14 protein-coding genes are annotated in these 14,308 nt (G+C 45.9%); 8 read left to right on the top strand and 6 right to left on the bottom strand.

Translation table 11 applies throughout. The features are described 5' to 3' along the window. Window positions 1–33: 33 nt before the first annotated feature. The 4 genes from QUA03_RS02415 (at window position 34) to QUA03_RS02400 (ending at window position 3,844) form a co-directional block, all read left to right on the top strand. Window positions 34–171: a hypothetical protein gene (locus tag QUA03_RS02415; RefSeq protein WP_333209367.1), complete on the top strand. Its 138-nt coding sequence runs from the start codon at window positions 34–36 to the stop codon at window positions 169–171. 50 nt (window positions 172–221) lie between these two features. Next, entirely contained in the window at window positions 222–1,178 is a 957-nt protein-coding gene (locus QUA03_RS02410; protein WP_333209366.1) for an Rpn family recombination-promoting nuclease/putative transposase, read from the top strand. A 107-nt stretch (window positions 1,179–1,285) separates the two neighbouring features. Beyond that, entirely contained in the window at window positions 1,286–2,944 is a 1,659-nt protein-coding gene (locus QUA03_RS02405; protein ID WP_333209364.1) for a CTP synthase, read from the top strand. 477 nt (window positions 2,945–3,421) lie between these two features. Then, window positions 3,422–3,844 (top strand): hypothetical protein, encoded by a 423-nt coding sequence (locus QUA03_RS02400; protein ID WP_333080303.1) that lies wholly within the window; start codon window positions 3,422–3,424, stop codon window positions 3,842–3,844. 183 nt (window positions 3,845–4,027) lie between these two features. On the opposite strand, the gene QUA03_RS02395 is transcribed toward QUA03_RS02400, so the two are convergent. From QUA03_RS02395 to QUA03_RS02380, 4 genes are all read right to left on the bottom strand, one after another. Continuing rightward, window positions 4,028–4,915 carry an ROK family protein gene (locus QUA03_RS02395; protein WP_333209361.1) on the bottom strand — a complete coding sequence of 296 codons (888 nt, stop codon included), beginning with the start codon at window positions 4,913–4,915 and terminating at the stop codon, window positions 4,028–4,030. 225 nt (window positions 4,916–5,140) lie between these two features. After that, entirely contained in the window at window positions 5,141–5,848 is a 708-nt protein-coding gene (locus QUA03_RS02390) for a tetratricopeptide repeat protein (RefSeq protein ID WP_333209359.1), read from the bottom strand. A gap of 166 nt (window positions 5,849–6,014) precedes the next feature. Then, window positions 6,015–7,238 carry a murein transglycosylase A gene (locus QUA03_RS02385; protein ID WP_333209357.1) on the bottom strand — a complete coding sequence of 408 codons (1,224 nt, stop codon included), beginning with the start codon at window positions 7,236–7,238 and terminating at the stop codon, window positions 6,015–6,017. Continuing rightward, complete coding sequence (locus QUA03_RS02380) at window positions 7,231–7,488, bottom strand: hypothetical protein (protein WP_172192361.1); 258 nt, start codon at window positions 7,486–7,488, stop codon at window positions 7,231–7,233. The genes QUA03_RS02385 and QUA03_RS02380 overlap by 8 nt, the downstream gene beginning before the upstream one ends. Before the next feature lie 319 nt (window positions 7,489–7,807). On the opposite strand from QUA03_RS02380, the gene QUA03_RS02375 reads away from it, so the two are divergent. The 3 genes from QUA03_RS02375 (at window position 7,808) to carB (ending at window position 12,219) form a co-directional block, all read left to right on the top strand. Then, window positions 7,808–7,954 carry a hypothetical protein gene (locus QUA03_RS02375; protein ID WP_216670777.1) on the top strand — a complete coding sequence of 49 codons (147 nt, stop codon included), beginning with the start codon at window positions 7,808–7,810 and terminating at the stop codon, window positions 7,952–7,954. A gap of 120 nt (window positions 7,955–8,074) precedes the next feature. Continuing rightward, the gene (locus QUA03_RS02370; RefSeq protein ID WP_333209354.1) at window positions 8,075–8,314 is read left to right on the top strand and encodes a hypothetical protein; all 240 of its coding nucleotides are present in this window, start codon (window positions 8,075–8,077) and stop codon (window positions 8,312–8,314) included. 593 nt (window positions 8,315–8,907) lie between these two features. After that, entirely contained in the window at window positions 8,908–12,219 is a 3,312-nt protein-coding gene (carB, locus tag QUA03_RS02365; RefSeq protein ID WP_333209445.1) for a carbamoyl-phosphate synthase large subunit, read from the top strand. A 182-nt stretch (window positions 12,220–12,401) separates the two neighbouring features. Here the strand turns inward: carB and QUA03_RS02360 are convergent, their stop codons facing one another. Then, the gene (locus tag QUA03_RS02360; protein ID WP_333209353.1) at window positions 12,402–12,656 is read right to left on the bottom strand and encodes a DUF6737 family protein; all 255 of its coding nucleotides are present in this window, start codon (window positions 12,654–12,656) and stop codon (window positions 12,402–12,404) included. Window positions 12,657–12,708: 52 nt separating this feature from the next. Then, the gene (locus QUA03_RS02355; RefSeq protein WP_333209351.1) at window positions 12,709–13,311 is read right to left on the bottom strand and encodes a Uma2 family endonuclease; all 603 of its coding nucleotides are present in this window, start codon (window positions 13,309–13,311) and stop codon (window positions 12,709–12,711) included. A 244-nt stretch (window positions 13,312–13,555) separates the two neighbouring features. Here QUA03_RS02355 and QUA03_RS02350 point away from each other — a divergent pair, with 244 nt between their 5' ends. Beyond that, the gene (locus QUA03_RS02350; protein WP_333080292.1) at window positions 13,556–14,218 is read left to right on the top strand and encodes a VWA domain-containing protein; all 663 of its coding nucleotides are present in this window, start codon (window positions 13,556–13,558) and stop codon (window positions 14,216–14,218) included. Window positions 14,219–14,308 lie beyond the last annotated feature (90 nt).

Raw genomic sequence — 14,308 nt, 5'->3', positions numbered from 1 at the left:
TGGGAAAAATGACTGAGCGCGTAGGGCTGATTTTTGATTGACTCCACAGGCGCTAATCGGGGACTGGAACTTTTGTCTAGACTGCTGTGGGCTTCCATCCGTATTGGGGTGAGGTCGGTTGGGGCGATCGTCGGCGAACCCAACCTAGAAGATTGTATGATAGTTAAATAATTAAATAACTCTAACCTCAACCTCTCAATCTCTAATAAATTGAAAAAGCCATGAATTTTATTAACCCCAAAACCGACTTTGCATTTAAAAAAATATTCGGCTCTGCTGACAGCAAAGACATTTTGATTAGCTTCTTAAATGCCATCCTCTACGAAGCGCAGCCAGTTATCGAAGATTTAGAAATTCTTGACCCTTATTTAGCTCCCAAAATCAAAGGAGTCAAAGATACTTACTTGGATGTTAAAGCTAAAATTGGTGGCAGCAAAACAGTGATAATTGAAATGCAGGTATTGAATGTAGAATCCTTTGAAAAGCGGATTTTATACAATGCTACCAAAGCTTACTCAGTGCAATTGAAAAGCGGAGAAAACTACAATCTATTAAATCCCGTGATTGCCTTGACGATTACAGATTTCCAAATGTTTGAGCATCTGGAAACAGTGATTTCGCGATTTTGTATCAAAGAAAAAAACAATCGGGTCGAGTATTTGGCGGATGAATTAGAATTTGTATTTGTTGAGTTGCCCAAATTTGACAAGACTTTAGCAGAATTAGAGACTCTGACTGACAAGTGGATATATTTCATGAAAACCGCTCGGACTTTAAGGTCTGTGCCGGAAGAGTTGGGAAATGTACCGGAACTCCGCAAAGCTTTTGCAATTGCCAATGAAGCGAATCTCGATCCGGATGAATTGGAAGATTTAGAAAGGCGAGAAATTTTTATTCAAGACCAGCGCGGGGCAATTACCAAAGCTACCAGAATCGGGATAGAACAAGGAATCAGACAAGGCATCGAACAAGGCATCGAACAAGGCATTAAACAAGGAAATGTGACATTAATTGTTCGTCAGTTGGAGCACAGTGTCGGCGTGCTGTCGCCGGAGATTCAAACTCGCATCGCTCAGTTATCCGCTCAGCAATTACAGAGTTTAGGAGAGGCGCTATTAGACTTTGCCAGTGTGTCAGATTTGACAACTTGGTTGCAAGCACATAACAATCGTCAATAATTTGGTCAAATGGGTGTAGGGGGCAATCCCCCGTGGTTGCCCTTATGGATTACCTATGTCACATTTGAGTCTGACCTGACATTGAAACATCTAAAGTCGAAAATCCTATGAGCAAATTTGTGTTTGTGACTGGCGGCGTGGTTTCCAGCATCGGCAAGGGTATTGTCGGTGCTTCCTTGGGCCGCCTATTGAAGTCGCGGGACTATTCTGTCTCGATTTTGAAGCTAGACCCCTATATTAACGTTGACCCCGGCACTCTCAGCCCGTTTCAGCACGGAGAAGTTTTCGTGACGGAAGACGGTGCGGAAACTGACCTGGATTTGGGGCACTACGAGCGTTTTACCGATACTTCCATGTCTCGCCTCAATAGCGTCACCACGGGTTCCATTTATCAAGCGGTGATCAACAAAGAACGCCGCGGCGAGTATCAGGGGAGTACGGTGCAGGTGATTCCGCACATCACTAATGAGATTAAAGAGCGAATTCACCGAGTAGCCAAAAATACTAATCCCGATATCGTGATTACGGAAATCGGCGGAACAGTGGGAGATATTGAATCTTTGCCATTTTTGGAGGCAATTCGCCAGTTTCGCAAGGATGTCGGCCGGCAAAATGTTGTGTATATGCACGTGACGCTGATACCTTGGATTCCTTCGGCTGGGGAGATGAAAACTAAACCGACTCAGCATTCGGTGAAGGAATTGCGGTCGATCGGCATTCAACCAGATATTTTAGTCTGTCGGTGCGATCGCCCCCTGTCTTTGGGCATGAAACAGAAATTGTCGGAATTCTGCAACGTCCCGGAAGAATGCGTCATCACATCTCAAGATGCTAAAAGTATCTACGAAGTACCCCTGATGATGGAACAGGAAGGTTTGGCCCAACAAACGCTCAATTTACTACAAATGGAACATCGCCAGCCAGATTTGCATCAGTGGCAAACTTTAGTCAACAGGCTTTACAGTCCCAATCACAAAATTGATATTGCTTTAGTTGGCAAATACGTGCGGTTGAACGATGCTTATCTTTCGGTAGTCGAAGCTTTGCGACACGCGGCAATTGCGATCGGCTGCGACCTAAATTTGCACTGGATTAACTCAGAAGATTTAGAATCGGGAAACCTCGATAATTATCTCAAAGATATCAACGGCATTCTTGTACCGGGAGGTTTTGGGGTTCGGGGAGTGGACGGCAAAATAGCGGCGATCGAATATGCCAAACACCATAAAATACCCTTTTTAGGATTGTGTTTGGGGATGCAGTGTGCTGTGATTGAATGGGCGCGCCACATCGCACAACTAGAGGATGCCAACAGCGCTGAATTTGACCCGGATACATCAAATCCGGTAATTAATTTATTGCCAGAACAGCAAGATGTAGTCGATTTGGGCGGTACAATGCGACTGGGTTTGTATCCGTGCCGTGTCAACCCAGACACGCTAGCTTTCAAACTTTATCAGAAAGAAGTGATTTACGAGCGGCACCGCCATCGGTACGAATTTAACAACGCCTACCGCAATCTTTTCTTAGAATCAGGTTATGCAGTCTCCGGTACATCTCCAGACGGCCGATTAGTAGAAATGATCGAATTTCCCAACCATCCCTTTTTCATAGCCTGCCAATTTCACCCCGAATTCCAATCTCGACCTAGCACCCCCCACCCCTTGTTTCAAGGGTTTATCCAGGCCGCTAGCATCCAGGGAAAGCAGGATGTTTTAGAAGATGAGGGTCGCGACTTGGTGGCTGGGAAAGTTGTCGCAAACTGATCTCATATCATGTGCGATCGATTAGTTCTGATATATTAGATGTCTGTAGGGGCGGTTCAGAGTAGACAATATTCAAATCGCCCCGACAATGGACATTACAAAACCCGCCCAACAGACCAATAGGATTTGATAGGGGTCGCACTTATCGGACTAGATATCGGGCAGCATTCTCAACGAGTGAAAGACCTCACCCCCCAACCCCTATACTAGGGCTGGGGGGCTAGTACCGCAAGGCAGAAGGCAGAAGGCAGAAGGCGGAAGGCAGAAAGCAGAAGGTAAAAATTTGATATTTTTACTTAACTTTTTACGGATTTCAAGGGTGATACCAGTTTCCCAAAAAAATGCAACTTTAGGCAACTTCCCAGCCCAGATAGTCATCAGTCATGCCCAATCTAAAATCTACAATCTAAAATCTAAAATGGTAGGAGTTGTCAAACTATCCTAAAATACCAGGAAACACAGGTTTGAGGAGGCTTTGTGGCTTATTGGAGCAAAATTACTTATGAGAAAAGTACATACATAATTGACCTTGACACTATTAGTGCTTTTTCTAGCGAACTGGATAACAAGCGTCTCACCTTTTGGCTGCCTAATAGCAGTCAGCCGATTATCCTCAATCCCCAAGGCAATTATGAGGCTTACAAGCAAGTTCTCGATTACCTCAAAAAAACCATTGATCGCAATTCGAGAGGTTCGTGGATTAAAATTCATTATGACCGCAAAGAATTTGCGATCGATATGAGTCGAATTAGCTCTTTTGCTTGCGAACAGAACGGTCGGCTAAGCTTTTGCCTGCCTGACAGCGCAACTAATATTATTATCCTCCGCCAAAACAACCCGGAAACTTATCAAGAAATTCAGGAATACATTAAAAATACGACTGGACAATCTCTGCCATGAAGCAGTAATTAGTCATTAGTCATTAGTCATTAGTTAGAAGCATGAACAATGAAGGATGAACGGAGGCTATGTTTAGTAACTCCTCACATTCATTTTATTTTTTTTAGCTAAAGTGCTTAGGTGGCACCCTAGTTTTAGATATTAAAAAAGCGCAGTAAAATGCGCTGCTTTTTTAAATTTTAACTATTGAACAAGCTGCCAAGCTAATTTTGCTGCCCCTACCATGCCTGCTTGATTGCCCAATTCAGCCACCAATAACTGTAAATCTTCGCGAGAACTCGGCAGTACACGTTGCTCAATTTCTTCTCGAACCTTCGGCAAGAAAAATTCTGCACCTGCACTAATTCCACCGCCGATAATAATAGCTTCCGGCGTCAAAATATAAATGAGACTTGCCAAACCGATACCCAGATAGCTCCCGTAATTTTGCCAAAATTCTAAAGCTTGGGCATCTCCAGACTTAGCTAAATTTGCTAATTCTATAGGTTCCAAACCCGTTTCCCGGCGAATGGCTTGCACCGAAACATACTGTTCTAAAGAACCGCGATTGCCGCTGTTGCACTCCGGGCCGTCGGGATTTATAGTAATCAATCCTAGTTCTCCGGCCGCGCCTTGATGACCTACAAATAGTTTATCGTCTAAGATAACTGCACCGCCGACTCCTGTACCTAAAGTTAGTAAAATTAGATTTTTAAAGTGCCTTCCTGCACCCAACCAAGCTTCTCCCAATCCGGCACAGTTGGCATCATTTGCTAATATTGTCGGCAGTCCGGTTTTAGCTTCTAACCAGTCAGCGAGGGGGACGTTATGCCAGTTTTTGAGGTTAATTGCTACTCTGGCTATGCGGCCGGTGGCATCTGCGGGGCCTGGAGTGCCGATGCCGATCGCACTTACAGCATTTTCGGTCGGATTCAGTTGTAAAATAGCATCGGTCATTGTAGCTAAAACTGCTTCTGGCGTTGCCGGTTGAGGGGTTGGGACAGTTAAGGATTGGTGGCAAATGCCGTCTTCGCTAAATCTGCCGAGTTTAATTGCGGTTCCGCCTAAGTCAATGCCGATTACTTGTGTCATTCGATTTGGGTTTGGGATGCAAGGATCTGGGATTAATCCTAATAGTATAAACCTATTGTAGGGTGCGCCATGCACCTCTTATCAATTAAGTTTCTAGTGAGGACTTCAGTCCTAAAACTCCTATTTTCACTGTATGATAATTAGCGACGGAAACTGCGCTTAATTCTTAATAGTATCATGCCGATCGCAATCCCTAGCAAAAATTCTGGATACAAGCGAGTTCGCCTATTGAATTTCGCCTAACTTACGTTGCGCTACCTCTCGGTTGTGCAAAGCATCGTGATAGTCTGGTTGGAGAGCAATTGCCTGGGTATAAGATGCGATCGCATCTTCAAATCTTCCTAAATTATACTGCTCATTCCCTCGATCGCACCACGCCTCAGCCTCTACATTAACTTCCAATTCTTCCCCCGCAGCCTCAGCGCCTCTGCGGTTCAATTCCCCAGAAAAACCCAAACCATCCCCAACAAACACCGCCTCAATCACCCTCCCCTTTGTATCCTCCTCCTCAACCTCCGGCAGCGGAAACCGTGTCAATATCTCCCGCCCAATTTGCCTCGCCACCTCTGACAATTCCCCGCTGCCAATTCTACCTAACAATACCAGCCGCTGCGCTAATTCCTGAAGCGATGCCACCGCATCCGTAGCAGCGGTATCATCATGTTCTCCCTCTAACAATCTTTCCCCAAACCGTCGCAGCCAAGCAGCCAATTCACCATCTTTAAGGCGTTTTGCGATTAAGAATCCCGCTACATCGCCTCGACTCCAGCCAGCATTCACCCCTTCCAGGATTTCCATGAATTTCGACTCGTATTCCGCGTCAGTTACGGTTGGGCGGATGGGGGTATTTCCCGGCGGTGGGGTGGGTGGGGTTGGGGTTCCGAACAGCCGCTGAATTAGTCGTTTGAAGAATTGCAGAATTTTGTTGAGCATTTGTGAGGTTGAGAGGGTGGGGTATTTTCTATTTTATAGCAATTATCAAAACTTGGATTACATATAGATTGTCCGCGATATCTGTAGGGACACGGCAATGCCGTGTCCGGGATTGCGATGCACCGCGAACAATCACATGAAGTAGAATTAATTAATTAGAATTAATCTACTTTAAAAGCGGATAATACAGTTCTCCTGTTGAGTTGATATAACCGGCCCGATCGCCCGCTAAATCCCCCGTTCCCATAAATACGTCAACTCTCCCCGCGCCTTTGATTGCACCGCCCGTATCTTGATCCAAAACGTACCGATTCACGGCATTTTGTTCGAGTTGTCCCGCCGCATTCGGGTAAGGGAGTTTTGTACTAATTAATGCTAGTGCACCGGGGGGCATTAAGGCTTTGTCGGTGGCGATCGACCTTTCGGCAGTTACTGGCACTCCAATGCTTCCTGTGGCTGGAACTCCATTAGTATCCCGGAAGAATACAAAGCTTTCATTTTTCGGCAAATATTTGTTCATATCTGCGGGAAAGTTGGTGAAATATTCCTTTAGTTTCGGCAAATTTAACTCTTCTAAAGTAAACTTTCCGTCTTTAACTAATTCTCGCCCGACACCTGTATAACTGTGATTGGTTTTGCCTGCAAAACCGACGGTCATCTCGCTACCATCTGTTAGTTGCAATCTCGCAGAACCTTGGACGTGCACGAGAAATGCTTGGAATCGATCGCGCAACCAAACTAATTCTAATCCTCGCAGCAATCCTTTACTTGCCTGCAAAGCATCTGCGCCTTCTAATTGCAATCTTGTCGGGTGAGGTTTCGGCCAAGATGCCATGTTGGGCGGCATCCGGTACAGGGGATAACGGTATTCGGAATTAGGCGTGCGAGATGCTGCGTAAGTCGGCTCGAAATAACCTGTAAATGCGACTGTTCCTTTGCCATCTTTGCCCGTGGATTTGTAAAAGACAAATTCGCGCTTGACAGATTCCTGAAGTTGTGATGGGGTGGTGGAACTGACAACTAATTGGCGGAATCGATCGAGGGAACGGCGGACTCGATCGCGCGTAACTCCTGCTACTGGATAGCGGCTGTAAGCAGTGGCGGCGGCCGATGTATTGAGATAGCGGAGGCTGTGGTCGATCGACTTTAACAGCAATTCTTTATCGCCCGGTTTGCCATTTGCGCCCCAGATTTGAGCGTCAAAGGCGATCGACTCTGACTCACTCGCTTGTAATTGATTTACACTCATTGGTTGCAGCGATGGAACTGCAACGGCGGGCACCGAAAAAGCGATCGCCAAAACGCAACAGGCGATCGCTAATAGCTGATAGCGAAAAATCTTGCTCAATTTCCAATCTTCCCTACTTAATTGATTATTTTCCTTATTCATCGTATCGTTCGACGCTAGAAGTAAATATCGGTTCTACGCGAATTGCGAGAACGCTGGTAGGCCGAACTACCATGTATTCGCCTTGAATATTTTTAATCGGGACGTTAAGAAATTCTCTTGAATCTTGTTTCGGCACCAGCGTACTGCTGTACCACTTTTGAAAATCTTGCAGCGTTGCGAAACGCACTTCTTCGCGATGGCCGCCTTCAAGCAGCAGGTGCACGGAATATTCGCTGGGTGTTCTAGGCATAGGAGATGGAGAGAGTTGTTGGAGGACAATGTGAAATCTAAAATCTAAAATTGATGTGGTTGCCCTCAAGCAGCAGGTGCACGGAATATTCGCACTTGAGTTCTAGGCATATCTGTATTTCAGATTTTTGATTTTAAGCTTTTGGAACGATTCCATATTTTACCTCTTCCTCGGCGCATTCCCTCATCTAGTAGGTTGGATTGAGGGAGAGGGAGAGACGGGAGAGGGGGAGAGTGGGAGAAGCGGAGGGTGGGACAGACCGGAGAGTTGTTGCAGGAAAATCTCAATCTAAAATCTAAAATCTAAAATCTAAAATCGATTGACGGCGGCCCCCATCTGCGGCTACGCTGTGAAATTAAGGCTGCTTTGCTCGAAGAGAAAGCAGCCCGCGTCGCTCAAAAATCTAGTTGCACTGCCCAAAGCTGCTACCAACAGCAATGGACAGCTAACCGCCAAACTGAGCTAACCAGTCTGGAGGCTAGTTGAGAATTTTAACATTCTCTGTAGCCGCCCTGCTCTGTGTTAACGTGCGGGGCGGCTGGGTTTTTGGGTTTTCCTAGAAAACCAAAAGCCAGGAGACCATATTATGTCACAGGAATTCGTACCTGACGATAACTTGTCCGCGCGTCCAAATGACGCCTCAGCATTATCGGAACAGGAAGTCGTGCGGATCACGGTTCTCGGTTCCCGCGCCGCTGTGTTAGAAACCATCCATACCTTGTACCGACTGGGATTTGCCGCCGTCGGGGATTGGAGCCCGCCACAGCGATGTGCACAGACGGGACAAGTGATTAGCGTACTCATTCGCCGATCGCGCAAAGCCTAAAAATTGGATTAAATACGGTAGGGAAACCGTGCCTTTTGTCGTGTCAACAATCGCCTGAAACCATTGATAAGTCTCGCTTTTAGCTAATTCTAGATCCCCCTAAATCCCCCTGGTTGTTGGGGGACTTTGAGAAGACTCTTGTCCCCCCCTTCGTAGGGGCGGTACCCCCGTGCCCGCCCTTGGCTAGGGGGGCTCTAGATTTAATACTCAAACAACAGTCTGTGATTGGGTTAGACGTTAAGTTGACACGAAGAAGGGTTCTTGGAGTGTCCCTACAATCATTAATTAGGCGGAATACAGGGATTGTGTATTTTAGAACACGATTTGACCGCAACACTTAAAATAGTCTTGATTTACCGATCGACTGCACCCTTTTCTCATCAATATTTCTGGTTAGCTGGGGGTGTCTGTGGGCCGGAGTTGCGAGGTTCTGCTTCCAAAATGCTGAGAATGGTGCACAATTTCAAATTAACAACAAAACTTGCACTATTTTGAGTAAGCTTTGGGGGGAACAGCTTAGAAAGCCTGTTTCTAAGACTGATGCAAAATATCAAATTAATCCTCCACCTTGTCCAATTACTAATTACGAACCTATGCCCCGTCGTCAAGACTTAAAAAAGATTCTTCTTATTGGTTCCGGCCCAATTGTTATCGGTCAAGCGTGCGAATTTGACTATTCAGGAACCCAAGCTTGCAAAGCTTTGCGAGAAGAAGGTTTTGAAGTAGTGTTGGTTAATTCCAACCCAGCAACGATTATGACCGATCCGGAAACTGCCGATCGCATTTACATCGAACCTCTAACGCCGGTCATCCTCGAACAAATTATCGCTAAAGAAAGACCTCAAGCAATTTTACCGACTATGGGCGGCCAAACCGCGCTAAATCTAGCAGTTGCCGTGGCTAAAAATGGCGTTTTAGAAAAATACAACGTCGAGTTGATTGGGGCTAAGTTGCCAGCAATTGAAATGGCAGAAGATCGGCTATTATTTAAGGAAGCGATGGCGCGAATTGGGGTCGCTGTTTGCCCTTCTGGAATTGCCAACACTCTCGACGAAGCCAAAGCAATTGGTCACCAAATCGGCAGTTATCCGTTAATTATTCGTCCTGCTTTTACAATGGGCGGCACGGGAGGCGGCATTTCTTACAATCAAGAAGAGTTTGAAGAAATGGCACAAGGCGGGATTGATGCCAGTCCAGTATCGCAAATTTTGATCGAACAATCTTTGATTGGTTGGAAAGAGTACGAACTGGAAGTAATGCGGGATTTGGCAGATAATGTAGTGATTATTTGTTCGATCGAGAATCTCGACCCGATGGGCGTCCACACCGGCGATTCTATCACCGTCGCCCCGGCGCAAACTCTCACAGACAAAGAATATCAGCGCCTGCGAGATGCTTCGGTGAAAATTATTCGCGAGATCGGAGTTGAAACCGGCGGTTCCAATATTCAATTTGCCGTCAATCCTGTCAACGGAGATTTCATCGTTATTGAAATGAACCCTCGGGTTTCCCGTTCCTCCGCCTTGGCCTCGAAAGCAACTGGTTTCCCTATTGCCAAAATGGCGGCAAAATTAGCGGTAGGTTACACCCTAGACGAAATTTCCAACGATATCACCAAGAAAACTCCGGCGTCTTTTGAGCCGACAATTGACTACGTGGTGACGAAGATTCCCCGATTTGCTTTTGAAAAGTTCCCCGGTTCCGAACCGACTCTGACAACGCAAATGAAGTCTGTTGGGGAGGTAATGGCGATCGGGCGCAGCTTCAACGAATCCTTCCAAAAAGCCCTGCGGGGATTGGAAACCGGCCGCGCAGGTTTCGGGTGCGACAAACCGGAAAAGTTGCCGAGTTTGGAACAAATTCGCGCCGGATTGCGGACGCCAAATCCCGATCGCATTTTTACAGTTCGCCACGCGATGATGATGGGAATGTCGGTGGAAGATATCTTCGAGTTCACAGCAATCGACCCTTGGTTTTTGGATAAAATGCAGGAATTGCTGGAAACTGAGAAGTTCTTGAAACGAACGCGGTTGGAACAGTTGACAAAAGAGACAATGTTTGAAGTAAAGCAGTTGGGTTTTAGCGATCGCCAAATTGCTTACGCCACCAAAACATCGGAAGATCAAGTCCGTGCTTACCGCAAACAGTTAGGCGTAATTCCGATTTACAAAACAGTCGATACTTGTGCCGCTGAATTTGAAGCGTTTACACCGTATTATTATTCCACCTACGAGGCGGGAGCGGCAATTTGGGAATTGGGCGATGAAGAAAAGAAGATTTCGCCTGTAGGCCACAGTCTCGCGCCGGAGTCGGAAGTTTTGCCTTCTAGCAAACGAAAAGTGATGATTTTAGGTGGCGGCCCGAACCGGATCGGACAGGGAATTGAGTTTGATTACTGCTGCTGTCACGCTTCCTATTCCCTAGGAGAAGACGGCTTTGAGACAATTATGGTCAACTCGAACCCGGAAACGGTTTCGACGGATTACGATACGAGCGATCGCCTGTATTTTGAACCGCTAACAAAAGAAGATGTTCTCAACATCATCGAAGCCGAAAATCCGGAAGGAATAATTATTCAGTTTGGCGGACAAACCCCGCTGAAATTAGCGCTTCCTTTACAAAAAGCCCTCGAAAATCACCCCGATGTACAAACAAAAATCTGGGGAACTTCGCCGGATTCCATTGATACTGCTGAAGACAGGGAGCGATTTGAAAAGATTCTGCGGGAGTTGGATATTCAGCAAGCTGCTAACGGTTTAGCCCGTAGTTTTGAGGATGCTTTAATAGTAGCTCAACGGATCGGTTATCCGGTAGTGGTGCGACCGAGTTACGTGTTAGGCGGGCGAGCAATGGAAATTGTTTATTCCGATACGGAATTGGAACGTTACATGACCTATGCCGTGCTAGTAGAACCAGATCATCCGATTTTAATTGATAAGTTTTTGGAGAATGCGATCGAGGTGGATGTCGATGCGATCGCCGATGTTACTGGCAATGTGACGATCGGCGGTATTATGGAGCACATCGAGGAAGCGGGAATCCACTCCGGCGACTCTGCTTGTTCTATCCCTTACCAAACGCTTCCTGATGCAGCTTTGGTAACAATCCGCCGCTGGACTGTAGAATTAGCAAAATCCCTGAAAGTCATCGGGTTGATGAATATTCAATTTGCTGTTCAAGGGGAAGAAGTTTTCATTTTGGAAGCTAACCCCCGCGCTTCTCGAACAGTGCCTTTTGTCTCCAAGGCGATCGGAGTTCCCTTAGCAAAAATGGCCTCGCGAGTCATGTCTGGCAAAACTCTAGAAGCTTTGGGTTTTACTGAAGAAATTATACCCACTCATGTTTCGGTAAAAGAAGCTGTATTGCCCTTTGCTAAGTTTCCGGGAACTGATACCTTGTTAGGGCCAGAAATGCGATCGACCGGCGAAGTCATGGGAATTGACACCGATTTTGGCAAAGCCTTTGCCAAAGCTCAATTAGGTGCTGGACAAATGATGCCGCTGTTGGGAACTGTGTTGGTTTCGATGCGCGATCGGGACAAACTAGCAGTTGTACCCGTTGTCAAGGAATTCTTAGAATTGGGTTTCAGAGTAGTCGCAACTCACGGAACACGCAAAGTTTTGCGAGAGCAAGGTTTAGAGGTAGATTTGGAATTGAAACTGCACGAAGGGCGGCCGAATTTGTTGGATTCGATCAAGAATGAGAAAATTCAACTAATTATCACCACACCTTCCGGCGAAGAATCTCGATCCGACGGCATCTTTATCCGCCGCACAGCTTTGACTTACAAAATCCCGATTATTACCACAATAGCCGGTGCCAAAGCGACAGCAGCGGGAATTCGATCGCTCAAATCCCACCCGATGGAAGTAAAAGCAATTCAAGACTATTACCCGCAAAATTAGACTGCGAAACACCCTATGTTTAGGGCGTGCAGTGTACACCTTACTTACAACGTAGGGTGTGTACCGCGCACCGCCCAAACCATTGGTCTCAACTTAAGGCAACACCCACACTCCGGCAGGGGTTTAAATCCCTGCCGGAGTGTGGGGTTAAGCGGTAAACATAGGGTGCGCGCCACTAAAACCTAATCTGCATCAGAATCCAAAACTTCGCCAGACAGCATCAACCTCGGCCAAACTAACAAGAAAAAACCCATCCAAGCTAATAAAGGAATCGCGACTAAAACAGTTATCCAAACAGTTTTTAATAAAAACCAACTACCGCTGATCAGGCTAGTACCAGTTAAAAGAATCGACCAAGGCTGGCACCACCAAGGTTTGTAACTCCAAGGACTCATAGCTTTTTGATTAGAAAGTTTTTTATCAGAAATAGATTTCATATTTTTAGTGATTGTTTATGGAGAATAGTCTGACTAGCTGGATTAACGGAAGTTAAACATTCATCACCTCTTCTGCTGTCAACGTTAATTCGGGAAAAGTCCGCGACACAATTCGTTCGCTGCCTTTAAACGCGCTTCTTTGATAGTTGCCATCTGCATCCAAAAGGTGAACAAATACAGTTGGAACTTTGGGATTTCCCAGAAATTCCCTGCTGCCAATTGCTAAATAATCGACAATCCAATACTCAGGAACTCGGAGGCGCCGATACTCGTCCAATTTGTCTATATAATCGTCCTCCCAATTTGTTGATGTCACTTCCACTGCCAATTGAATTGGTTCCCGCAATGCAGCATAAGCAGAACGGTTCGATCGCCACAAATCGCGATCGATGACGCTGACATCCGGCCTCCGCCCTTGTTCGATGCCGGTTTTACTTACAGTTCTGATAACGGCGGTATTTTTGACTACATAATTTAAACTTAGCCGTTTAATTTCATCTTTAAATGAGTCAGAGGTAAAATCAGCAACATCCTCATGATTTCTTGTGGAATTCATCTCTACAATTTCTCCATTTACCAGTTCATAGAGTCCATCTTCTGGACATTCTACAAGGAATTGGTCAAAGGTTAATTTTTGCGTGACTGTTGCAATCATAAGATTTATCCTTATTTTGCAGTAATACTATTAGTCTATATTACCACAGGCAGGAAGAAATTTGTTTTTGTGACGGCAGACATCCAATTCTCAAATCTAAAATATACAATCAAAAATCAAAAATCGATTCAGGTAAGTGGTAAAATGCGATCGCCCTAGCAATTTGCACTTAAATTTGTTACTGACTTGATACAGTAAAGTAACAAACCTAGAAATCGAGCCACTCCCAGGTCAACCCCGAACCATGAGACTAGACGAAGCCGTAGAATTTGCCGAAAACCCAGAGCCGCGCTGTCCCTGCGTCCTCCTGCTGGACACCTCCGGCTCCATGCAAGGCGCACCCATAGATGCCTTGAATGAGGGGCTGGAAATTTTTAGGAATGACCTAATTAAAGACGAACTAGCTAAAAAGCGAGTCGAAGTCGCGATTATTTCATTTGACAATCATATCAAGGTCGTGCAAGACTTCGTGACCGCCGACCAGTTCGAGACGCCACTGCTGACAGCTCAAGGACAAACCCACATGGGCGCAGGGATTCAGCTAGCATTAGATACCATTGCGGCCCGCAAATCCGAATACCGCAACAACGGCATTACCTACTACCGCCCGTGGGTATTTATGATTACCGACGGCGAACCTCAAGGTGAATCAGACGATGTTGTGGAAATAGCAGCACAGCGGATTAAAGAGGAAGAAATTAATAAGCGCGTGGCATTTTTTGCAGTCGGAGTGGAAGGTGCTAATATCACCCGTCTGGCGCAAATTGTCGAGCGCACGCCTGTAAAGTTGAGAGGACTAGACTTTAGAGAGATGTTCATCTGGCTTTCGGCTAGTATGCAGAGGGTTTCTCACTCAAAAATTGATGAACAAGTAGCACTGCCACCACCCGGATGGGGAACTGTTTAGGTATTAGTCATTACTCCTTAGTCATTGGTCATTGGTCATTAGTCATTAGTCATTAGTCATTGGTCATTAGTAAGAGTGCCGTGTCCCTAC

It is taken from the genome of Microcoleus sp. S36b_A4 (genome assembly GCF_036700645.1).
Taxonomy (GTDB): domain Bacteria; phylum Cyanobacteriota; class Cyanobacteriia; order Cyanobacteriales; family Microcoleaceae; genus Microcoleus.
Note: the sequence above shows the minus strand (reverse complement) of the source record. Positions and strands in the feature narration are given on the sequence as shown.